Annotated in this window: 16 protein-coding genes; 8 read left to right on the top strand and 8 right to left on the bottom strand. The window is 64.2% G+C overall.

Annotated elements, in window-relative coordinates; all coding sequences use genetic code 11:
* Positions 1-127: 127 nt before the first annotated feature.
* The 6 genes from C8D77_RS35590 to hutI all read right to left on the bottom strand — a co-directional run bounded on the left by C8D77_RS35590 (position 128) and on the right by hutI (position 14,889).
* A complete protein-coding gene (locus C8D77_RS35590) occupies positions 128-8,731 on the bottom strand; it encodes a glycoside hydrolase family 94 protein (RefSeq protein ID WP_109672441.1) in 8,604 nt (2,867 codons plus the stop codon).
* A 268-nt stretch (positions 8,732-8,999) separates the two neighbouring features.
* The gene (locus C8D77_RS35585; protein WP_109672439.1) at positions 9,000-9,587 is read right to left on the bottom strand and encodes a HutD/Ves family protein; all 588 of its coding nucleotides are present in this window, start codon (positions 9,585-9,587) and stop codon (positions 9,000-9,002) included.
* 12 nt (positions 9,588-9,599) lie between these two features.
* Complete coding sequence (gene hutU / locus C8D77_RS35580; RefSeq protein ID WP_109672436.1) at positions 9,600-11,270, bottom strand: urocanate hydratase; 1,671 nt, start codon at positions 11,268-11,270, stop codon at positions 9,600-9,602.
* 27 nt (positions 11,271-11,297) lie between these two features.
* The gene (gene hutG / locus C8D77_RS35575) at positions 11,298-12,116 is read right to left on the bottom strand and encodes an N-formylglutamate deformylase (RefSeq protein ID WP_109672433.1); all 819 of its coding nucleotides are present in this window, start codon (positions 12,114-12,116) and stop codon (positions 11,298-11,300) included.
* Positions 12,116-13,657: a histidine ammonia-lyase gene (gene hutH / locus C8D77_RS35570; RefSeq protein WP_109672430.1), complete on the bottom strand. Its 1,542-nt coding sequence runs from the start codon at positions 13,655-13,657 to the stop codon at positions 12,116-12,118. The genes hutG and hutH overlap by 1 nt, the downstream gene beginning before the upstream one ends.
* Positions 13,654-14,889: an imidazolonepropionase gene (hutI, locus tag C8D77_RS35565; protein ID WP_109672465.1), complete on the bottom strand. Its 1,236-nt coding sequence runs from the start codon at positions 14,887-14,889 to the stop codon at positions 13,654-13,656. Before hutI ends, hutH begins: the two co-directional genes overlap by 4 nt.
* Before the next feature lie 98 nt (positions 14,890-14,987).
* Between hutI and C8D77_RS35560 the strand changes: the two genes are divergently transcribed.
* Positions 14,988-16,340, top strand: coding sequence for a formimidoylglutamate deiminase (locus C8D77_RS35560; RefSeq protein ID WP_109672427.1), 1,353 nt, complete (start codon positions 14,988-14,990; stop codon positions 16,338-16,340).
* Positions 16,337-17,077 (top strand): histidine utilization transcriptional repressor HutC, encoded by a 741-nt coding sequence (gene hutC, locus C8D77_RS35555; protein ID WP_109672424.1) that lies wholly within the window; start codon positions 16,337-16,339, stop codon positions 17,075-17,077. The genes C8D77_RS35560 and hutC overlap by 4 nt, the downstream gene beginning before the upstream one ends.
* 148 nt (positions 17,078-17,225) lie before the next feature.
* On the opposite strand, the gene C8D77_RS35550 is transcribed toward hutC, so the two are convergent.
* Complete coding sequence (locus tag C8D77_RS35550) at positions 17,226-17,570, bottom strand: RidA family protein (protein WP_109672422.1); 345 nt, start codon at positions 17,568-17,570, stop codon at positions 17,226-17,228.
* 228 nt (positions 17,571-17,798) lie between these two features.
* Here C8D77_RS35550 and aztA point away from each other — a divergent pair, with 228 nt between their 5' ends.
* From aztA to C8D77_RS35520, 6 genes are all read left to right on the top strand, one after another.
* Entirely contained in the window at positions 17,799-18,605 is an 807-nt protein-coding gene (gene aztA / locus C8D77_RS35545) for a zinc ABC transporter ATP-binding protein AztA (protein WP_109672419.1), read from the top strand.
* Entirely contained in the window at positions 18,605-19,480 is an 876-nt protein-coding gene (gene aztB / locus C8D77_RS35540) for a zinc ABC transporter permease AztB (RefSeq protein WP_109672416.1), read from the top strand. The genes aztA and aztB overlap by 1 nt, the downstream gene beginning before the upstream one ends.
* A gap of 28 nt (positions 19,481-19,508) precedes the next feature.
* Positions 19,509-20,450 carry a zinc ABC transporter substrate-binding protein AztC gene (aztC, locus tag C8D77_RS35535; protein ID WP_109672414.1) on the top strand — a complete coding sequence of 314 codons (942 nt, stop codon included), beginning with the start codon at positions 19,509-19,511 and terminating at the stop codon, positions 20,448-20,450.
* A 95-nt stretch (positions 20,451-20,545) separates the two neighbouring features.
* On the top strand, positions 20,546-21,025 hold the full coding sequence (locus C8D77_RS35530; protein ID WP_342770068.1) for a YeeE/YedE family protein: 480 nt from the start codon (positions 20,546-20,548) through the stop codon (positions 21,023-21,025).
* A 4-nt stretch (positions 21,026-21,029) separates the two neighbouring features.
* Complete coding sequence (locus tag C8D77_RS35525) at positions 21,030-21,467, top strand: DUF6691 family protein (protein WP_109672412.1); 438 nt, start codon at positions 21,030-21,032, stop codon at positions 21,465-21,467.
* Positions 21,468-21,535: 68 nt separating this feature from the next.
* Complete coding sequence (locus tag C8D77_RS35520) at positions 21,536-21,874, top strand: protein tyrosine phosphatase family protein (RefSeq protein WP_109672409.1); 339 nt, start codon at positions 21,536-21,538, stop codon at positions 21,872-21,874.
* Positions 21,875-21,887: 13 nt separating this feature from the next.
* Here C8D77_RS35520 and C8D77_RS35515 read toward each other — a convergent pair whose 3' ends face one another.
* Positions 21,888-22,355: an Lrp/AsnC family transcriptional regulator gene (locus C8D77_RS35515; protein WP_109672406.1), complete on the bottom strand. Its 468-nt coding sequence runs from the start codon at positions 22,353-22,355 to the stop codon at positions 21,888-21,890.
* Between the last annotated feature and the right edge of the window lie 88 nt (positions 22,356-22,443).

Raw genomic sequence — 22,443 nt, 5'->3', positions numbered from 1 at the left:
AGCCGCATGCCATGCGGGCGGGCCGATGGCAACACGGGCGGCATGCCGCCCTTTCATCCTGGCGTGAGCCGAAACCGCGGCCTCCCCCGGGCTTGAGCCCGAGGGGAATGCTGTTGGGTAAAGTGCCTCAGGCCGGGATCCTGATGAGGATTTCGGCAACTTCGCCGTCCTTCAGTTCGACTGCCGAAACCTTGGTCTTGGCCCCATTCACCTCCAGCGACACGGCCTTGGCCTTATTGTCGCGGATGACACGAACCCTGAGTTCCGCCCCCAGCATCTTGAGATTTGCCGAATACCCATCCCAGTGACTCGGCAGCTTCGGCTTGAACTGGACACGCTTGCCGCGCCGTTCGATACCCAGAATGCCTTCGACCGCCGCCCTATAAAGCCAGCCGGCGGAGCCGGTGTACCAGGTCCAGCCGCCACGGCCGCCCTTGCTGTTGCCGGCATTGTCGTCCCCGGCATAGATATCGGCCGCCACGACATAGGGTTCGACACGATAGTGCTCGGCCGACGCCTCGTCGGTCGCATGGTTGACCGGATTCAGCATCGAGAAACAGCGATAGGCCTCGTCGACCTGCCCCATCTCGGCGAGCGCGATGACGAACCATGTGGCGGCATGGGTGTATTGACCGCCATTCTCGCGCACACCGGGCGGATAGCTCTTAATGTAACCCGGGTCCTTCTCCGTCTTGGAGAAGGGCGGCGTGAACAGCTTGACGATGTTGAGCTTGTCGTCGACGAGCAGCTTCGTCGCCTGCTCCATCGCCGTCGTCGACCGTGCCGGATCGCCCTCCCCCGAAAGCACGCTCCAGGACTGGGCAATGGAGTCGATCTTGCACTCCTGCGAGTTGCGAGACCCCAGAGGGGTGCCGTCGTCGAAGCTGCCGCGCCGGTACCATTCGCCATCCCATGCCGTGCTCTCAAGCGCCCGCTTCAAAACATCGGCATGTTTTGCCCAGGCCTGTGCACGCTTGGCATCGCCCTCGGTCTTGGCAACGGGGGCGAAGTCGCCCAGCGTCTTCAGCAGGAACCAGCCAAGCCAGACGCTCTCGCCCTTGCCGTGCTCGCCGACGCGGTTCATGCCGTCGTTCCAGTCGCCGCCGAGGATTAGCGGCAGGCCCGCAGGGCTGCTGCGTTTGATGGCCAGGTCGAGCGCACGCGCGCAATGGTCGTAGAGCGACGCCGTCTTCTTCGAAATCTCCGGGATGAAGAAGGCATCATGTTCGCCCTCGCCCAGCGGCTGCCCGTCGATGAAGGGCAACTGCTCCTTGAGGATGGTGGCGTCACCGGTGACCAGCAGGTAGCGCGCCGTGGCGTGGGCCAGCCAGACCACGTCGTCGGAGATCAGCGTGCGCACGCCGGCGCCCGTGCGTGGCAGCCACCAATGCTGCACGTCGCCTTCGGGGAACTGCCGCCGCGCCGCGTTGAGTATCTGGTCGCGCGCCAGTTGCGGATCATGCGCCAGCAACGCCAGCGTGTCCTGCAACTGGTCGCGGAAGCCGAAGGCACCGCTGGCCTGATAGAAGGCGGAGCGGGCACGGATGCGGCAGGCCAAGCTCTGATAGGGCAGCCAGTGATTGACCATGGCGTCGAGCGCCTTGTCCGGTGTCTCGACCTGGATGGTGTCGAGAAAGCCGCGCCACACGCGCTCATTGTCGGCCAGCCGCTGGTCGAAATCCTTGACCCGATGTTCCTGGACCAGCGCGCTCGCCTCCTCGACGGACTCGGCGTCGCCGAGCAACCAGAGCAGGGTCACGTCGCCGCCGGCCGGAATCTCGATGTCGCGGGCGATCGCCGCGCACGGATCGTCGCCGGCCTCGACACGGCCCGATAGCGCAGCACCACTCAGCACCGCCTGCGGCAGCTCGCTGGAGCCATGCCGGCCGAGGAACTCCGAGCGGTCTGATGTCACCGAGTGCACGCCGCCGTCGGCGGCAAGGAAGGCCACCCGTTCGCTGAAATCGAGCCCGTAGGGATTTTGTGCCAGCAACGCCCCGGTGGCGGCGTCCCTCGACGGGACGATGGTTGCCGCTGTGCGCGACCGATGCCCGCCGAGCACCCATTCGGCATAGGCATAGACACGCAGCCGCGCCGGCACCGAGCCGGAATTCTGGATGCGCAGCCGCGAAATCTTCACCGGATCGACCGGATCGACGACATGGGTGAGGTCCATCGACAACGGCCCGCGCTTCGAGCGGAAGGTCGAGAAACCCTGGCCATGCCAGGCCTCGTAGGTCATCGAGGGGTCACGCACCATGGCGGCGAGCGGCGAAAACGCCTTGCCGCTGGCCTGATCGTAGATGTAGAGGCCCTCGCCCGGCCGGTTCGAGACCGGATCATTCGACCATGGCGTCAACTGGTAGTCGCGGCTGTTTCGGCTCCAGGTAAAGGCAGCCCCCTCAGCGGAGGTGTGAAAGCCGAACGAGGCGTTGGAGACGACGTTGATCCACGGCTGCGGCGTGGTGCGCCGGCCAGCCAGGCGCACGACATAGTGCCGCCCGTCGCCATCGAAACCGCCAAACCCGTTCCACTGGCTGAGCCCGCTGCCATCGGCGCTGACATTCGCCACCGCCTGCGAGGCAGATGCATGCGTCGTGGGCGTAAGCGATGGTAATTCACGCAGAACCGGCAGTGCGGCCGGCAGCAGGGCGTCGCGCGCCTGCAGGGCGGCCGCCTCGGCCCGCTCGATCTGATCGAAGATGGTGCCGTTGCGCGTGTGCAGGACCACCCGGGCGACGGCGAGCAGCGTCTTGTAGGTCGTCTCGTCCATCAGGTCGCGGCGCACCGCGAAAATGTGCTGGCGAGGTCCGAGCTCCTTGCCGCGCAAACGGCTGTTTTCGCACAGAGTCTCGACCGCCCGCTGCAGGTCCTGAACATAGGAGGACGCCTGCTCGTTGACGACGACGAAGTCGATCATCATGCCGCGGGTGCGCATATACTCCTGGAAACGCAGCGCCTGGGCGACGATTTCGAGATCGGCAACGTCGCCGATCCTGACCAGGAAGATCGGGAAATCGCCGGAAATGCTGGTCGGCCACAGGCTCGACTGCTTGCCCAGCCCCGAGGCGATGGATTCGGCGGGAAGACGCAGGAACGGATCCGGATAGATCAGGTAGCGCGCCAGCTTCTGCACATTGGCGGCATCGGTCAGGCTGAGGCCCATATGGCGGGTCTGCACCTGGCTGCGCGTCCAAGCGAGCATGGCCTGGCGGGCAAAGCTCTCCGGGTGGTCTAGCCGGGCGATTGCCTCGTCCAGCTCAGTGCGGCCGGCGCCGACGACGGTCCAGAAGGTCAGCGATATCTTCTTGTTGGCCGGCACGCGCACCTGACGGCGCAGCGAGGCGACGGGATCGAGCGTGAAGCCCGAATGGCCGCCAAGCCTGGCGCCCGGATCGAAGGCGGCCGCGTCGACAATGGTACGGCCACGGCCTATGAAGGCGCGCCTGTCGGTCTCGGCCTCGGCATCGCGCGCCGATCCGGACGGATCGGTGACGAAATGCACCATGGCGATATCCGGCTCGCTGGTCTCGCGCTTGCGCCGCGTGGCGAAGATCGCCGCGTTATTCGATGCAATCTCGGTTTCCACGAACATCTTCGAGAAGGCCGGATGCGCGTTGTCGGACGCTTCCAGGCCGAGTACCAGCTCGGCGAAGGAGGTCACTTCAATGTGACGGTCGGACGGACCATCATTATAGAGCGTGACCCGACGGCCCTCGCCATTGCCTTCCGAGATGACGATGCATTCGACCTCGGAGCGCAACGTGCCCACCGATTTGACGAAGCTCGCCTTGTCGTCGGAGAACAAAGTCTGCGCCTTTTCCTCGGCCGCACGCTTCGGCTCTGATGTCGCCGACCACCAGTCGCCGGTGCCGGCGTCACGCAGGAAGATGTAGGAGCCGAGCCGGTCCTCGGTCGGATCCGGCTGCCAGCGGGTGACGGAGAGATCGCCCCAGCGGCTGTAGCCCGAGCCGGTCGCGGTGACCATCACCGAATAGCGGCCGTTCGACATGACGCTGGTCGACCGCAGCGACTGCAGTGGGTTGAGCACGATGCGGGTGTCGGGGCTGTCGACTTCGGTCTCGTCCTTGGCGCGTTCGTCGGCCTCTGTCCTGACGGTCGCGGTCGGGATATCGCGCGGCGCCCTCTCCTGCAGCAAAAGTTCGGCCGATTCGATGACCGGATCGCTGTGGAAACGGTCGCGCATACGGCCTTCGAAGATGGCGTCGGCAACCGCCACGATCGACATGCCCGAATGGTGGGCCATGTAGTTCTGCACGACGACATGGTCCGAGCCTTCCGGCACGCGCTGCGGCGTGAAGTCGACGGCGTCATAGTATCCGTGGCGGCCAAGCGCGCCGATCTCCCGCAATCGGGCGAGGTTCTGCACGGCTTCGCGCGGGTTGAACTGGGCCGCCAATATGGTGGCGTAAGGCGCGATCACCGTGTTCTGGCCAAGGCCGCGCTTCAGCCCCAGGCCGGGAACGCCGAAATTGGTGTACTGGTAGGTCAGTTCACGGTCGCGGGCGTTGTAGGCCGCTTCCGAAATGCCCCACGGCACGTTCTTCTGGCGGCCGTACTGGATCTGGCGCTTGATGATCAGCTTGCTGGTCTGGTTGAGAATCGAGCCCTGCGGCTCCTTCATCACCAGCGGCGGCATCAAATATTCGAACATCGAGCCGGACCAGGACATCAGCGCGCCCTGGAACCCGATCTCGACGATCGGCCGGCCCAGCCGGAACCAGTGCTCGGTCGGCAGGTCACCCTTGGCGATGGCGAACAGGCTGGTCAGCCGCGCCTCGGAAGCCAAAAGGTCGTAGCAGCTTTCATCGAGCTGGTGTTCCTCGACCCGGTAACCGATGGACAGCAGCTTGCGCTCCGGCCGCATCAGGAAGGAGAAATCCATTTCGAAGGCGAAGCGACGCGTGCGCTCGCGCAAGGTGAGCAGCTTGGCACGCAGCGCTTCGACGGCATTGTCGTCGCTGTGCGCGTCATGAACGTGCGCTTCGCAGGTGGCTTCGAGCCTTGCCGCCCAGTCGACGATGACGTCGCTCTGCGGCGACGCCGCCTCGGTGTGGATGGCTGTGGCAAGCTTGCGGATCTCGCCGGCCAGCACGGCCAGATTGATGGTGCGGATCGACGCCATTTCCGGCTGCGCCTTGATGGTGTCGACCGCGCGCCGCATGCCGTCGAGACGGTCGGCGAGGCGCTGGCGCAGGGGTCGCAGCTGGCGGCGGTCGTCGGGCAGCTCATCAAGGCTTTCGCCGAGAATGGTGACGGTGTCGAGAATGCCTTCGAAATCACCCTGGAGATGGACGGAGGGCGCTTCGGCCCATTCGGCGCAAGCTGCCGCCACCGCCACCAGATGGCCGGCGAGATTGCCGCTGTCGACAGCCGAGATGTAGAGCGGATAGAGCGGCTTCAGCGTCGTCGTATCATACCAGTTGAAGAGGTGGCCGCGATCACGCGGCATGCCCTCGATCGTCGTCATGGTGGCGTCGATGCGGGTGATGGCGTCGGACAGGCTGATCCAGCCGAAGTCGCGGGCAGAGACGACGGACAGCAGATAGACGCCGATATTGGTCGGCGAGGTGCGAGGTGCGACGACCGGCGCCGGGCTTTCCTGGAAATTGTCCGGCGGCAGATGGTGATGCTCTGACGTCACGAAGCTTTCGAAATAGTGCCATGTGCGCCGTGCCACCGTGCGCAACGTATGGATATCAGCCTGCGATATGCGCAAGCGGTCCTCGGTTTCAGCCGAACGGCTGATCCAGCTGGCGATGGCGGGCGAGCCAATCCAGAACAGGGCGAAAAAGAAGGCAACGAAGGCGCCGGTCGAATCGGCCAGCACCGGAATGGCAAGGCCGACGAAGCCGATGATCACGGCGCCATACATCATGCCGTAATACGATCCGATATCATTGTCGCCCGCCTTGTGCGCCTGCGAGGCGGTGCGCCATTCCAAAAGGTTCTGGCGACTGACGAACAGTCGGTAGAGCGTGCGGACGATGGCGTCGCCCATCATCCAGGCGTTGTGCGCCATCAGCACGATCTTCAGCGCCACCATGGCGGTGCCGAAGGCAACATCGCGCGCCAGGGCCGAGAAATGGCCGCGCGGCGTCTGGTCGCCGCTCTTGGGCAGGATGGCGTTGACGATGTCGAATGTCGGCGCCATGAACAGGCTGAGGATCAGCAGGGCCTGCCATTGCGCGGCCTGCGTGAAGGGCAGCAGCGTCCAGCCGGCGATCGCCGCCATCACCCAGAAGATCGGCGTGAGCGAGCGGCGTAGATTGTCGATCATCTTCCAGCGCGACAGGGCTGGCACGCCGGAGCGCGGATCGAGCATGAAGCCGAGCAGCTGCCAGTCGCCGCGTGCCCAGCGGTGATGGCGCGAGGCGTCGACCGAGTAGCGGGTCGGATAATCCTCGACCAGTTCGACGTCGGTGACCAGCGCCGAGCGCGCCAGCGCGCCTTCCAGCAGATCGTGGCTGAGGATGGTGTTTTCCTCGATGCGGCCCTGCAGCGCCGCCTCGAAAGCGTCGACATGGTAGAGGCCCTTGCCGGTGAAAGAACCGTCGCCGAAGACGTCCTGATAGAGATCGGACACGGCAAAGACATAGGGGTCGAGGCCGCGATTGGCCGAAAAGACCCGCTGGAAAAACGACGCATCGTCGCCGCTGGTCAGCGACGCGGTGATGCGCGGCTGCAGGATCGCATAGCCGGCGGTGACAACGCGCTTGCTGGCATCGAAATGCGGGCGGTTGAGCGGGTGGCAAAGCTTGCCGACGAGGGTCGCGACAGCGTCGCGGGTGGTGCGCGTGTCGGCGTCGAGCGTCATCACATGGACGACGTTCTCCGGCAGCGGCACGTCGAGCGGCAGGAACGTGGTGTCGCTGTCGCCGCGCAGCAGAAGGTCGAGTTCGTGCAGCTTGCCGCGCTTGCGCTCCCAGCCCATCCAGGACCCTTGAGCCGCATTGAACAGCCGGCGCCGGTGCAGGATGTAGAAACGCTGCGCGCCTTCGGAGGGATAGCGGGCGTTGAGACGGGCGATCTCGGCGCGGGCGAATTCGAGGATTTCGGTATCCGCCGCATCGATCTCGGTCTTGCTGTCGGGCCAGTCCGACAACAGCGCGAAATGGATTTCATCGGCGGTGTTGGCGAGATGATGCACCTCGATGTTGCGGATGTTTTCCTCGACATCGTCGCGCGAGCCGATCAGCGACGGCACCACAACAAGCGTGCGCGCCTCGGGCGGTACGCCGTGCCTGTAATCGTAGCCGACAAGGCGCGTCGGTTTGAGGAACAGCGAAACGACAGTGTTGAAGAAGGCGAGCGCGCCCTCGCTGGCCGGCACGGCGAACAGCGCCAGCATCAGGACGATCGACGGCACCGACAAGCCGAGATTGGCCAGTGCGTTGCCGGAGAGGACGAGAAGCAGGGCCGTCAGCGCAAACACCGGTACGACGATGCCAAGCCACCCGGTCTTGCGGAAGGCGCGCTTGACCGTCTGGCTGATGGTCGGCCGGTAGCCGATCGCCTTCTCCAGCTCCAGCCGGCGTGGGCCGACAAGAAAGAAACCGACATCGGTGTGGGCGGATAAGATCGGACCCGCATCGCTTTCACCATCGCCTAGCATGGTCTCGCTGGCGGCATGGCCGGCCAACTCGATGGCCTTTTCGGCGACGCGATATTCCGAAAGATCCGAGCGGCGCGCGAGTTCCTCGATCGCGGTCCGGTACTGGTCCCGCGAGAAGAAGTCGAGCGCGGCGAAATCGGTGCGCTCGCGCAGCACGGTGTCGATGCGGCTGACGCCTTCGAACCACACGGTCCAGTCGACGTCGTTGATGAGGCGCAGGCCGCGGATGATGTTGCCCGTCGTCACATTGCCGCTGGACAGCGTGTGGTGTTCGGAAATGATGATTTCCTCGGCATCGGAGCCGGTCTTTTCGAGCTCGCCTTCCAGCCATTCCAGGGCCTTGCCAGCATTCTGCGATCCATCACGCAGACGGTAGAGCAGCTGGGTGGCAAAGGTGGTGTCCTGCGCGTGGGCGCTGAAGTTGGACAGGATCGCCTGCCGGTCGGCGCTGTCGTCGGTCGCCAGAACCTTGTCCGCCACATCATTGGCGATCTGGCGCATCTGACGGGTGCGATTGACCCTGACCGCCAGCCGGCGGAGATTTTCGATCAGGACGAAGCGCAACAGCGAAGGCAGCGCCCAAAGTTCGCCGATCTTCAGCGGTTCGACCGACTGGAAGCCCTGAACGATGGCCTTGAACATCGTCGCCGACACGGAACTGTCCGAATGCGCCACATAGGTCCATGCCAGCGCCAGCGCGCGCGGCACGCTGCCATTGTCAGGCAGTTTCAAGGTCGGCAGCTGGCGATAGAAGCGGCGCGGCAGGTCGCGCTTGACCTGGAAAATGGTCTCTTCGACCAGATAATTGTTATCGAGCAGCCATTGTGCCGCCGGCGTGATCGTCTCGCCTCTCGCCTGCGCCGCATTGGTTGACCGGTAGACTTCCAGGATCTTCTTGGCGCTGTCGCGGACACGCGCCTGAAAATCGAAGGGCGTCAGGCCGAACAGATCGGTGAGGTCGCCTTTTGCCAGGCTTTCACCGAGCAGCCGAAGGCGCTCTTCGGGCAGGTAATTGGAGCGGATCGGCTCTTCGGTGATGGCCGGGAAGCTCGCGCTTGTCTTCTCGATTTGGGCAGGGTTCGTCTGAATATTCATTGAAAATTCCGTAAGCGGGCAGTCAGCGGCGTCACCGCCACGGCAATGGCCCTAAAACCGATTCAAATGCAATTGGTTGCATAAACCCCATTTGCCGAAAGTTTGTTTCCGCACCACGACAGGGCGTCACCTCTCAGCGAAAAACAACGACGAGCGCCCCTCCTCCCGTCGAGATCGATCGACGGGGAGGATTCGGGCTTTTTCGTGATGCCCGCCGTCAGCTTACGCTATAATTCGCCGGCATCGCGATCATGTTTGGAAACAAGCGTTAATCGTTGCCGGAGATGCCGCCGATCCGGATCACGAACAGCGTTGTCTCATGGGCGGGCTGGACAAGCAGGCTGGCGCTGTCCGGCTCGGGCAGCAGTGTGTCGAGCGGCCCGAGGCGAACCGGTTCGGCGGCGGGCACGATGACTTCGCCGTTCAAGCACAGGATAAGGGTTGTGTCGGCTTCAGTCCGGATTTCCACGGGAGCCGAAATCACCAGGCGTTCGACCGAATGCATCATCCGGCTTCGGCGGGTCATGACATTGAGATCGGTGATCGGCCCGCCAATCAGCGCGGCCGAGGTCTGCACGTCGGCCGGGAAGGAAAACGGGTCGGTCACCCTGTTTATGGATGTCGGCGGGTAGCCGGCAATCTCGAGGACGATGCCGTCGCCTTCGAGCACGGCCAGGGTGCGGTCGATACCGGCAAACTGCGAGAACGGGCCGCTCAATTCGACGCGCGCCATCGAGACGCGCCAGCCGAAGTCGTCGAGCCCGGCACCGGTGGGCGAGACGGCGATTTCTGTCGTCACGCCGCCGCCGTTCTTCCACGGCATCGACCGGTATTCGGCTGCCCGCAGGATGCGCATGAAATCAGTCCGTTACCCGAGAATGCCAGGCAGGTTGAGTTGGTGCTCCTTGGCGCATTCGATGGCGATGTCGTAGCCGGCATCGGCGTGGCGCATGACACCGGTCGCCGGGTCGTTCCACAACACCCGTTCCAGGCGCCTGGCGGCGTCGCGCGTGCCGTCGGCGACGATGACCATGCCGGCGTGCTGGGAAAAGCCCATGCCGACGCCGCCGCCATGGTGCAGCGACACCCAGGTGGCGCCAGACGCCGTGTTGAGCAGTGCGTTGAGCAGCGGCCAGTCGGACACGGCGTCCGAGCCGTCCTTCATCGATTCCGTTTCGCGGTTCGGCGAGGCGACCGAGCCGGAATCGAGGTGATCGCGGCCGATGACGACCGGCGCTTTCAGCTCGCCCTTGGCCACCATCTCGTTGAAGGCGAGGCCCAGCCGATGCCGGTCGCCGAGGCCGACCCAGCAGATGCGCGCCGGCAGCCCCTGGAAAGCAATGCGCTCACGCGCCATATCGAGCCAGTTGTGAAGATGGGTGTTGCCGGGCGTCAACTCGCGCACCTTGGCATCGGTCTTGTAGATATCCTCGGGATCGCCCGACAAGGCTGCCCAGCGGAACGGGCCGATGCCGCGGCAAAACAGCGGACGGATGTAGGCCGGCACGAAGCCGGGGAAGGCAAAGGCGTTCTCGAAGCCCTCCTCCTTGGCCACCTGGCGGATGTTGTTGCCATAGTCGAGCGTCGGCACGCCGGCGTTCCAGAACGCCACCATCGCCTCGACATGTTCGCGCATCGAAGCGCGGGCCGCCTTCTCGACAGCCTTGGGGTCGCTGACGCGCTTCTCGCGCCACTCGGCCATCGTCCAGCCCTTCGGCAGATAGCCGTTGATGGGATCATGCGCCGAGGTCTGGTCGGTGACCATATCGGGGCGAATGCCACGCCTGAACATTTCCGGCACGATCTCGGCCGTATTGCCGAGCAGTCCGACCGACTTCGCCTCGCCGGCCTTGGTCCAGCGCTCGATCTTTTCCAGCGCCTCGTCGAGCGTGTCGGCGCGCTCGTCGACATAGCGGGTGCGCAGGCGAAAATCGATCGAGTCCGGGTTGCATTCGATGGCCAGGCAGCAGGCGCCGGCCATGACGGCGGCGAGTGGCTGGGCGCCGCCCATGCCGCCGAGCCCGCCGGTCAGGATCCATTTTCCCTTGAGATTGCCGCCATAATGCTGGCGGCCGGCCTCGACGAAGGTTTCGTAGGTGCCCTGCACGATGCCTTGCGTGCCGATGTAGATCCACGAGCCGGCCGTCATCTGGCCGTACATCATCAGGCCCTTCTTATCGAGTTCGTTGAACTTTTCCCAGGTCGCCCAGTGCGGCACCAGGTTGGAATTGGCGATCAGCACGCGCGGCGCATCGGGATGGGTGCGGAAGACGCCGACCGGCTTGCCCGACTGCACAATCAAAGTCTCGTCATCGGCCAGCGTCCTCAACGAGGCGACGATGCGGTCGAAGTCGTTCCAGGTCCGCGCCGCCCGGCCGATGCCGCCATAGACGACCAGCTCGTTGGGATTTTCGGCGACGTCTGGGTCGAGATTGTTCATCAGCATGCGCAACGGCGCTTCCGTCAGCCAGGAGCGGGCGCTGATTTCCGTGCCGCGCGGGCTGCGGACTTCGCGGATATTGTGGCGAGGATTGTTCATGGCGTCACTCCATAAAAGGACCTGATGTCAGACGCGCGCCCAGGATGTCGCGGTCTCGAGGATTTTCCGCAGCGTGGCGCGGATCGGTGCTGCAAACTCGGCATCGTAAGGCACAGGCCAGTTGTCCGGCACGCCCTTGCCTTCCGGCTCGCGCATGTAGCCACGGTTGGACAGCTCCATCTGCAGCGCATGCACGCCATCTTGAGGTTGTCCGAAATGGCGCGTGATCCAGCCGCCCTTGAAACGGCCATTGACGACAGAGGTCTCGCCGGTCTCGGCGATGATCTGATCGACCATCGCCTGCAAGGTCGGATCGGCGCTCTTGCCGTCATTGGTGCCGAGATTGAACACCGGCAGTGTGCCTTCAAACAGGCGCGGCAGCACCGAGCGGATCGAATGGCAGTCATAGAGAACGATCTTCTCGTGCAGCCCGCGCAAGCGGCCGATCTCGGCCTGCAAGGCGGCATGGTAGGGCACGAAGAATTTTTCGCGCCGCTCATCAACCTCTGAAGGTCCCGGCTCCTCGCCTTCGCGGTAGAGCGGATCCCCGTCGAAGGTTTCTGTCGGGCAGAGGCCGGTCGTCGCCTGGCCGGGATAGAGCGATGCGCCGGATGGATCACGGTTGACGTCGATGACGGTGCGAGAGATCGCGGTGTGCACGACAGTTGCACCGAGGTCGGTCACGAAATCGTAGAGCATGTCGATCCACCAGTCGCAGTCGCGGCGACCGAGCCAGGGTGACACCAGCCGGTTCTCGAGGCCGGCGAGATCAATCCCGGTGTGCGGGATCGACACCAGCAGCGGGGCCGTGCCAGGCGTAACGGTGAGCCAGGGCGTGCTTGCCATCATGCCGCTCCCGAAATCGACGGCAGCGTTATCGCACCCGCCGCCTTGATGGTCGCGCCGCTGCGCACCATGGCGATCGCCTTTTCCATATCGGGGTGGAAATGCCGGTCATTGTCGAGATGCGACACCTCGGCCCGGACCAGCTTGCGCACGGCCTCGAGCGCCGCGCTCGACGCCAGCGGCGCATGGAAGTCGCAGCCTTGCGCCGCGGCCAGCAGTTCGATGCCGATCACCGCGGTGGCGTTCTCGACCATGCCGATCAGCCGGCGCGCACCGTGCGCCGCCATCGAAACGTGATCTTCCTGGTTGGCCGAGGTGGGGATGGAATCGACGCTGGCCGGATAGGCTTTCTGCTTGTTTTCGGAGACGAGCGCCGCCGCAGTCACCTGCGGGATCATGAAGCCGGAGTTCAGACCGGGCTTCGGCGTCAAAAAGGCCGGCATCCCCGACAATGCCGGGTCGACCAGCATGGCGATGCGGCGTTCCGACAACGAGCCGATCTCGCAGACGGCGAGCGCGATCATGTCGGCGGCGAAGGCCACCGGCTCGGCGTGGAAATTGCCGCCGGACAGTGCGGTGTCATCCTCGGCGAAGATCAGCGGATTGTCGGTGACGCCATTGGCCTCGGTGCCCAGCGTGTCGGCCGCCTGGCGCAGCACGGTGAGTGCCGCGCCCATGACCTGTGGCTGGCAGCGCAAGCAATACGGATCCTGCACACGCTCGTCGCCAACCCGGTGCGATTCACGGATGGCGCTGCCGGCCATCAGATTGCGCAGCGCGTCCGCCGTCTCGATCTGGCCGCGATGCTTTCTCAAGGCATGAATGCGCGGATCGAAGGGTGCATCGGAGCCTTTTGCGGCGTCGGTCGACAAGGCGCCGGCGACCAGCGCCGACTGGTAGAGCACTTCGGCCTCGAACAAAGCGGCCAGCGCATAGGCCGTCGAAAACTGCGTGCCATTAAGCAGCGCCAGGCCTTCCTTGGCGCCCAATGTCACCGGCTCCAGCCCATGCGAGACAAAGGCGACCTTGGCCGGGAAGCGCCCATGCGGGGTGAAGCATTCGCCGACGCCGATCATCACCGCCGTCATGTGCGACAGCGGGGCAAGGTCACCGGAGGCGCCGACCGAGCCTTGCGCCGGCACCACGGGGATGACGTCGTTGGCCAGCATCGCTTCGAGCAACTCGATGGTTTGCGGCCGCACGCCGGAGGCGCCCTGCGCCAGGCTGGCGAGCTTCAGCGCCATCATCAGCCGGCAAACGGCTGATGGCATCGGCTCGCCGACGCCGGCGGCGTGCGACAGCACGATGTTGCGCTGCAAGGTCTCCAGGTCTTCGGCCGGAATGCGGACGCTCGCCAGTTTGCCGAAGCCGGTGTTGATGCCATAGACCGGCTCGCCCTTGGCAACGATCCTGGCGACGGCCTCGGCGCTCGCCTTGATCTTTGGCCGGCAGGCATCGTCGAGCTTCGGCACGGCGCCACGATAGATGGCGCGCCAGTCGGCCAGCGTCGCATTGCCGGGCTTCAGGGTCAGTTCGGTCATTGTCCTCTCCAGATGCGGGCATGCAGCGGGTTGAAGCCCATGCGGTAGACGAGTTCGGCGGGGCGCTCGATGTCCCAGATCGCCAGGTCGGCGGATTTTCCGACCTCAAGCGTGCCGGTTTCTCCCAGCAAACCAAGCGCGCGGGCCGCCTCGCGGGTGACGCCGGCAAGACATTCGTCGACGGTCAGGCCGAACAGGGTCGCGGCCATGTTCATGGTCATCAGCAGCGAGGTCAGCGGCGAGGTGCCGGGATTGTTGTCGGTGGCGACAGCCATCTTGACGCCGTGCTGGCGAAACAGGCCGATCGGGGGCTTTTTTGTTTCGCGAATGAAATAGTAGGCACCGGGCAGGATCGTTGCCACGGTTCCGGCCTTGGCCATCGCCACCGCACCCGCCTCATCGGTGTATTCGAGATGGTCGGCCGACAGCGCGCCATAGCGGGCGGCGAGTTCGGCGCCATGCAGGTTGGACAGCTGGTCGGCATGAAGCTTGACCGGCAGGCCGGCGGCCTTGGCGGCATCGAAGACGCGCGCCATCTGGTCCGGCGAAAAGGCGATGCCCTCGCAAAACCCGTCGACGGCATCGGCCAGCCCCTCGGCGGCAACCGCCGGGAGAATTTCCTTGGCGACCAGATCGATGAAAGCGTCCTTGTCGCCCCTGGCTTCCGGCGGCAGCGCGTGGGCGCCGAGGAAAGTCGTGCGGATCGTCACAGGCCGCTTTTCACCCAATTGGCGGGCCGCACGCAGCGACTTCTTTTCGTTTTCGAGATCGAGGCCGTAGCCCGATTTGATTTCGATCGTGGTAGCACCCTCGGCGATCAGCGCATCGAGGCGCGGCAGCGATTGGGTGACCAGATCGTCTTCGCTGGCGGCGCGCAAGGATTTGACCGAAGAGACAATGCCGCCGCCGGCCCTGGCGACTTCTTCATAGCTGGCGCCGGCCAGCCGCATCTCGAATTCGTTGGCGCGGTTGCCGGCATGGACCAGATGGGTATGGCAGTCGATCAGGCCGGGCGTGATCCAGCGGCCCTCGCAATCGACCGTCTCAGCGCCCTGGGCAAGTGTTGAGGGCAGCTCCGCTTCGGGACCGGCGTACACTATGCGGCCATCCCGCGCAGCGATCGCGCCCTGTTCGACGATGCCAAGTCCCGCAGAACTTTCGGCCATGGTCGCCAGGCGCGCATTGCGCCACAGACGAAGACCCCCTGCCCGGCTTTTGCTCTCTGCGGCCATCATCTTTTCCGTTTCAATCGATGGTTATTATGTATATACATATTGAAACGCGCTGCAAGTGCCATCATCGCATGAGAGACAGAGAACTGGAGAGAAAAGTGACTGATATCTTCGCGGAGCAGGCACTCCTTCCCAATGGCTGGCACGACAATGTGCGGCTCACCTTGGCCGAGGGACGCATTACAGCCGTTCAGCCTGGTGCCGCAGCGGCAGCCGGCGACGAACGCCACGCGATCCTGTTGCCCGGCATGCCCAACCTGCACAGTCACGCCTTCCAGCGCGGCATGGCCGGCCTTGCCGAGCTTCGCGGCCCCTCCGCCGACAGTTTCTGGAGCTGGCGCGAGGTGATGTACCGTTTCGCCCTGTCGATGACGCCCGATCAGGTCGAGGCGGTTGCAGCGCAGCTCTATGTCGAGATGCTGGAGGCCGGTTTTTCACGCGTCGGCGAATTTCACTATCTGCATCACGACCGCGATGGAAAACCCTACGCCAACCTCGCCGAGATGGCCGAGCGCATTGCGGCCGCGGCCGGCGAAACGGGCATCGGCCTGACGCTGCTGCCGGTGTTTTACGCACGTTCGTCTTTCGGCGGTGCCGCGCCAAACGAAGGCCAGCGGCGATTCATCAACGATGTGAATCGGTTCTCGCGGCTTGTTGAGAAAAGCCGGGAATGCGTTCGCACTTTGAATCAAGCGGTTGTCGGCGTTGCCCCGCACAGTTTGCGCGCGGCGACACCGGAAGAACTGATTGAGGTGGCCGAGATGGTGCCGGATGGGCCTATCCACATCCACATTGCCGAGCAGGTGAAGGAAGTCGAGGATTGCCTTGCCTGGTCGGGCGCGCGGCCGGTCGAATTTCTGCTTGGCCATGCCAAAGTCGACAAGCGCTGGTGCCTGATCCACGCCACTCACATGACCGATGCGGAAACGATCGGCATGGCCAAGAGTGGCGCCATCGCCGGTCTTTGCCCGATCACCGAGGCCAATCTCGGTGACGGCACTTTTGCAGCGCCGCTGTTCAGAGAACATGGCGGCCGCTTTGGCGTCGGCTCCGATTCCAACGTGCTGATCGGCCTGCCCGACGAGTTGCGCCAACTCGAATATTCCCAGCGCCTCGCCCACCGCGCCCGCAATGTGCTGGCGGTCGCGGGCGGCTCGACCGGCCGCGCGCTGTTCGACGCCGCACTCGACGGCGGCAGCGTCGCCCTTGGCGCCGGCGCCTCCGCAATCGCAGCCGGCGCATCCGCCGATCTCGTCTCGCTCGACGCCAACAATCCCTCGCTGGCCGGCAAGACCGGTGACGCAATCCTCGACGCCTGGATCTTCGCCAATGGCAGCAAGGTCGATTGCGTCTGGGTGCATGGCCAGAAACAGGTCAGCGGCGGCAGGCATGTCAAGCGCGAGGCCATCACCGAGCGGTTTCGCAGCGTTATGATGGCGCTTTCGGCATGAGCATTGTCGAGACTGCGGATGCTGAAGGTAGCGTCTCGCTGCACCAGCGCATCCTGTCCGACATCAGTGAACGCATCATGTCCGGTGCCTGGGCGCCTGGTCACCGCATTCCGTTCGAGCACGAGCTGAGCACGCAATACAATTGCTCGCGCATGACGGTGAACAAGGCGCTGTCGCAGCTTGCCAAGGCTGGGCTGATCGAGCGGCGCCGCCGCTCAGGCAGCTTTGTGCGCCGGCCGCAGTCGCAGGCGGCGGTGCTGGAAATCCACGACATCCGCATCGAGGTCGAAGCGCTCGGCCTACCCTACCGCTACGAGCGCGTCGCGCGACACAAAAGGCGCAGCAGCGCCGAGGATCGCGCCCTGCTGGAGCTGGGCGCGGCCGGGCCTGTGCTGGCGCTGGAGTGCGGGCATTTCGCTGGCGAGCGTCCGTTCGCGCATGAACAGCGGCTGATCAATCTCACCGCCGTGCCCGAGGCAGCAGACGAGGAATTCGTGGCCATAGCGCCAGGACCATGGCTGATTGGCCGCGTGCCGTGGAGCGAAGCCGAGCACCGGATTCGCGCTGTCGCCGCCGACAGGCATATCGCGGCCGCGCTCGATATCGAAGCCGGCGCGCCGTGCCTCGTGGTCGAGCGACGGACATGGAGCGCCGATCACCCGGTCACCCATGTGCGCTTTACCTACCCGGCCGAGAGCCACACGCTGGTGGCAAGGTTCAGGCCGTCGCAGGGGTGAGGCGTGTCCAGCCGCAGGCTGGCGAAAAGCCAACGATTTGGCTTTTCGAACGCCTAACGCCCGGAGCCATAGCGGAGGGCAGCGACGCCAACCCCCACCCGGACCTTCGGTCCGACCTCCCCACAAGGGGGAGGTAGAAAACCGCCGATCAAATCGCAGCCGTAATAATAACCTCGACCAGATATTCCGGGGTGGCGAGCTTCGCTTCGCCGGTGGCGCGGGCCGGCGTGTTGCCTTGCGGCACCCACTTGTCCCACTCCGCGTTCATCTCGGCAAAGGTGGTCATGTCGGCCAGCCAGATGATCGCCTGCAGGATCTTGGTCTTGTCGGAGCCGGCCTTGGCCAGCAGTTCGTCGACAGCCGCCAGGATATCCCTGGTCTGCGAAGCGACGTTGCCGGTCGGCTGACCGACCTGACCGGCCAGATAGACGGTATCTCCGTGAATGACGATCTGGCTCATGCGCGGGCCAACATCGATGCGACGAATGCTCATTGGATGGTTCCTTCCTGTGGCGGTTGCGCCTCTTTAGAGTTGCCGCCAGCTTCGGGCAAGGTCGCCAAGTCGAATCCCCTTGGGCCAAGGGCATATGATATCCCCACACGGCAAGTTGACCCGCCAGCCGCAATTCCGCCGGATTGGCTTGTTGACTAATGTAATAACATCACATATCCAATCGGCCGCTGCCCGCAGCCGGATTTCGCCGCCCTCACGGATCGCAGAATGACAAACACCTGCCTGACATTCCGCGACCTGACGCTTGGCTACGGCAGCCACCCTGCAATCCATCATCTCGACGGCACCATCCGCAAGGGCTCGCTGACGGCCGTCGTCGGCGCCAACGGCTCCGGCAAATCGACGCTGATGAAAGGTATTGTCGGCGTCCTGAAGCCGATGGCCGGCGAGGTTATCCGCGCGCCCGGCGTTCGCGCCGCCTATCTGCCGCAGCAGTCCGAGCTCGACCGCAGCTTTCCGGCGCGGGTGGTGGATCTGGTTTCGCTCGGCCTGTGGCCACGGCGCGGCCTGCTTGGCCGCCACAGCAAGCAAGATCGCGATGATGTCAGCAAAGCGCTGATGGCGGTCGGCCTCGGCGGCTTCGAGAAGCGGCCGATCGACACGCTTTCGGGCGGCCAGTTGCAACGCACGCTGTTTGCGCGTGTCCTGCTGCAGGACGCCGACCTCATCCTGCTCGACGAACCGTTCAACGCCGTCGACGCCAAGACGGTCGGCGACCTTATTGCCCTGATCAAGCACTGGCATGGCGAAGAACGGACCATCATGGTGGTCGTCCACGATCTCGATCTGGTGCGGCAGAATTTTCCCGAAACGCTGCTTCTCGCCCGCCAGCCGATTGCCTGGGGCGAAACCAGGGAAACGCTGAAGCCGGAAAACCTGCTGCGCGCCCGCCGCTTCCACGAAGCCTGGGAAGAGAATGCGCCCTGGTGCGAGCCAGACGAGCACGCTGATGGTCACGATCACGACCATCATGGCCATGATCATCACCATGGCGTCGGACCGAGGGCTGCCTGATGGATACGCTTTACGGTCTTTTCATCGCACCCTTCGCCGATTTCGGCTTCATGCAGCGAGCCCTGATCGGTTCGCTGATGCTGTCGCTCGGCGCCTGCCCAATCGGCGTCTTCCTGATGCTGCGGCGGATGAGCCTGTCGGGCGACGCCATGGCGCATGCCATCCTGCCCGGTGCCGCCGCCGGCTTCCTGTTCTATGGGCTGGAAATCCTGCCGATGACCATCGGCGGCCTGATCGCCGGCGTCATCGTCGCGCTCGGCGCCGGCGCCGTCTCGCGCTTCACGATCCAGCGTGAGGACGCCTCGATGGCCGCGTTTTATCTGATTTCGCTCGCCATCGGCGTGCTGATGGTGTCGATCCGGGGGTCCAGCGTCGATCTCATGCATGTGCTGTTCGGCACCGTGCTGGCGCTTAACGATGAAGCCTTGACGCTGATCGGCGGCATCGTCGCGGTGACACTGGTCAGCCTTGCCATCTTCTGGCGAGCGCTGGTCGCTGAATGCCTCGACCCGCTGTTCCTGCGTTCGGTCAGCCGGCTCGGCAGTCCGGTGCATTTCATCTTTCTCGGCCTCGTCGTGCTCAACCTCGTCGGCGGCTTCCAGGCACTCGGCACGCTGCTGTCGGTCGGACTGATGATGCTGCCGGCCGCCGCCGCCCGTTTCTGGACGGTGCGCGTCGAGCCGATGTGCGTGCTGGCCGTGCTGATAGGCTTTGCCTCCTGCGTCGCCGGGCTTCTGTTGTCCTATCACGCGTCGCTGCCGTCCGGCCCGGCGATCATCCTGTCGGCCGGCGTCGTCTATTTCGCCTCGATCCTGTTTGGCACGCGCGGCATTCTGCGCGCGCGCATCATCCACCACCGTCACAGAACGGCCTGATCCCCCGCCCCTAAAAGGAGACCCGCCTATGCTGAAATCGATCCATGCCGCCTTGGCGATGAGCGTTATAACATTAACTGCCTTTGGCGCATCGTCGGCCTTCGCTGCACCGCTGAAAGTGGTCGCCAGCTTCACCGTCATTGCCGATTTCGCCAAAAATGTCGGCGGCGACCGCATCGATGTCACCACCATCGTCGGGCCGGATGGCGATGCCCATGTCTACGAGCCGAGCCCGGCCGATGCGGTAGCAATGGCCAAGGCCGACATCGTGCTGGTCAACGGCCTGCATTTCGAAGGTTTCCTGCAGCGGCTGGTCGACGCCAGCGCCACCAAGGCCTCGATCATCACCTTGACCAAGGGCGTGACGCCAATCGATTTCAAGCCTGAATTCGCCGATGCCGACGCAGCCGAAGGTGCCGGCACCGGCGGCGGCAAGACGGTCACCGATCCGCACGCCTTCCAGTCGATCGCCAATGCCAGGATCTACGTGAAGAACATCGCCGAGGCCTTCTGCGCGGCCGATTCGGACGGCTGCGTCAGCTACCAGACCAACGCCGCCGCCTACACCAAGAAGCTCGACGCGGTCGAAGGTGAAGTGAAAGCGGCGATCGCCTCGATCCCGGAGAGCAAGCGCGTCGTCATCACCTCGCATGACGCCTTCGGCTATTTCGAACACGCATACGGCCTGACCTTCCTGGCCCCGCAAGGCATCTCGACCGACTCCGAACCGTCCGCCGCCGACGTCGCCAAGCTGGTTACCCAGGTGAAACAGGACAAGGCCGCGGCGATCTTCGTCGAGAACATCACCAATCCGCGCCTGATCGAGCAGATCGCCAGCGAGACCGGGATCAAGGTGGGCGGCACGCTCTATTCGGACGCGCTGTCGCAGCCCGACGGCCCGGCTGCTACCTATATCGACATGATGCACAACAATATCCGTCAGATCAAAGGCGCCATTCTCGGTAGTTGATCGAAGCTCTTCTCGGAAAGGCGGAGCTAGTCTCCGCCTTCCGTTTCCGCTCTGGGCCTGAGTTGGATTCTTCGCCGGAAATGTCTATCTGCGCTATGGTGTCAAGCCGCGCGAAGACGCGGATCGACCGCAGCTCGAAAGCCGGCATTGCCATGACAAACTTCACGCCTCTCCAATCGCTGCTTGGCGGCGCTCTCATCGGCCTGTCGGCGGTGCTCTTGATGGCCTTGCATGGCCGGATTGCCGGGATGACCGGCATCCTCACCGGGGTCATCCCGCCGCTTTCTCCCGAATGGCGCTGGCGGGCCGCCTTTCTCGCCGGCGCGGTGGCGGCGCCGCTTCTCTATCAGGCTGCTGGCGGACACATCGCCCTCAGCGTGCCTATGCCAACGCTGGCACTTGTCGGCGGCGGCTTCCTGGTCGGCATCGGCGTGCATTTCGGTGGCGGCTGCCCGAGCGGACACGGCATTTGCGGCATAGCGCGGCTGTCGCCACGCTCGATGGTCGCCGTCGCGACCTTCATGGTCGCCGCCTTCGCTACCGTCTTCATCATCCGCCACGTGATCGGAGGCTGAACCCGTGAACAAGCTCGTCTCCGCATTTCTGATCGGTGGGGTCTTCGGTCTCGGCATCGCCATTTCCGGCATGATCAATCCGGCAAAGGTGCTGAATTTCTTCGATATTGCCGGCACATGGGATCCAAGCCTGATCTTCGTCATGGCGGGCGGCCTTGCGGTCGCCTTCGTCGGCTATCGCATCGTATTCGGTCGGCGCAAGACGCCGGTGTTCGAAACCTCCTTCGCGCTGCCGACAAAGCGGGTCATCGACACGGAGCTGGTTGGCGGCGCCGCCGTCTTCGGCATCGGCTGGGGCATTGCCGGCTTCTGTCCCGGCGGAGCCATCCCTGCCCTTGGCCTTGGCTATTCGGCGACAGCGATCTTCGTTGCGGCGGTGATTGCCGGCATCGTCGTGGCGCGTTTCGCCAGGGCAAGGCTCGCTCAACCGGCCGCGGCATAGGATTCGAGTTGCCGGCCACGTCAGGGAGTGGCAAGACTCCCGCCAAATCAGATTGCGAGGACACTGCCATGGAATACCGCGAAATCAGCGAGGACTATTCGGTCTCGGGCCAGATCCAGCCGGAAGACGTCGTCGCCATCAAGGAAGCCGGCTTCAAGAGCATCATCTGCAACCGGCCCGATGACGAACAACCGGGCCAGCCTTCCGCCGACACCGTCAAGGCAGCGGTCGAAGCCGCGGGCCTCGCCTTCCGCTACATCCCCGTTATCAGCGGCCAGATCACGGCCGAGAATGTCGACGATCAGGCCGAGGCGCTGGATGAGCTTGACGGCCCGGTCTTTGCCTACTGCCGCTCGGGCGCACGCTGCACCAATCTCTATGGGTTGATCCAGCAGTCGAAGGGTTAGATCGGCCCAAGATTTAGATCGGCAGCGCGCCGGTTTCCTTGAGCGTCTCCAGCACGATCGCCGTTTTCACGTGCTGCACGGATTCGTGTGGTAAGAGCACGCCGTTGACGAATTCCGACAGCGACTTCAGGTCGGGCGTCACCACTTTCAGGATGTAATCCATCTCACCGGTCAGCGCGTGCGCTTCCTGCACCTCCGGCAGCCGTGCCACCAGTTCGCCGAAGCGCCGTGCGTTGTCGCGGTTGTGGGTGGCAAGCGTGACCGAGATGACGTTGACCAGGGAAAAGCCGAGCTTGTCGCGGTCGAGCACGGCACGATAGCCCTTGATGAAGCCATCCTCCTCCAGCCGCTGGCGGCGGCGCGAGCATTGCGAGGCCGACAGGTTCACCCGCTCCGACAAATCGTTGTTGGTCAGCCGCGCATCACTCTGCAACAGCGCCATTATCTTGCGGTCAAACTGATCAATACGCGTCTCATCCATGGTTTTATCTCACATCATGCACGCTTCACGCATGACATCATCATTTCAAGCGTTTGAATGCAAGCACCATGCACTCCATCAGCGCTAT

Source organism: Mesorhizobium loti, from assembly GCF_003148495.1.
GTDB classification, from domain to species: Bacteria; Pseudomonadota; Alphaproteobacteria; order Rhizobiales; family Rhizobiaceae; genus Mesorhizobium; species Mesorhizobium loti.
Note: the sequence above shows the minus strand (reverse complement) of the source record. Positions and strands in the feature narration are given on the sequence as shown.

Coding starts and splice junctions, on each gene's coding strand:
- C8D77_RS35530 (WP_342770068.1), top strand. CDS start 20,546: ATGGTGTCAAGCCGCGCGAAGACGCGGATCGACCGCAGCTCGAAAGCC.
- C8D77_RS35520 (WP_109672409.1), top strand. CDS start 21,536: ATGGAATACCGCGAAATCAGCGAGGACTATTCGGTCTCGGGCCAGATC.
- hutC (WP_109672424.1), top strand. CDS start 16,337: ATGAGCATTGTCGAGACTGCGGATGCTGAAGGTAGCGTCTCGCTGCAC.
- aztB (WP_109672416.1), top strand. CDS start 18,605: ATGGATACGCTTTACGGTCTTTTCATCGCACCCTTCGCCGATTTCGGC.
- hutG (WP_109672433.1), bottom strand. CDS start 12,116: ATGGCAAGCACGCCCTGGCTCACCGTTACGCCTGGCACGGCCCCGCTG.
- aztC (WP_109672414.1), top strand. CDS start 19,509: ATGCTGAAATCGATCCATGCCGCCTTGGCGATGAGCGTTATAACATTA.
- C8D77_RS35515 (WP_109672406.1), bottom strand. CDS start 22,355: ATGGATGAGACGCGTATTGATCAGTTTGACCGCAAGATAATGGCGCTG.
- aztA (WP_109672419.1), top strand. CDS start 17,799: ATGACAAACACCTGCCTGACATTCCGCGACCTGACGCTTGGCTACGGC.
- C8D77_RS35590 (WP_109672441.1), bottom strand. CDS start 8,731: ATGAATATTCAGACGAACCCTGCCCAAATCGAGAAGACAAGCGCGAGC.
- hutU (WP_109672436.1), bottom strand. CDS start 11,270: ATGAACAATCCTCGCCACAATATCCGCGAAGTCCGCAGCCCGCGCGGC.
- C8D77_RS35585 (WP_109672439.1), bottom strand. CDS start 9,587: ATGCGCATCCTGCGGGCAGCCGAATACCGGTCGATGCCGTGGAAGAAC.
- C8D77_RS35550 (WP_109672422.1), bottom strand. CDS start 17,570: ATGAGCATTCGTCGCATCGATGTTGGCCCGCGCATGAGCCAGATCGTC.
- hutI (WP_109672465.1), bottom strand. CDS start 14,889: ATGGCCGCAGAGAGCAAAAGCCGGGCAGGGGGTCTTCGTCTGTGGCGC.
- hutH (WP_109672430.1), bottom strand. CDS start 13,657: ATGACCGAACTGACCCTGAAGCCCGGCAATGCGACGCTGGCCGACTGG.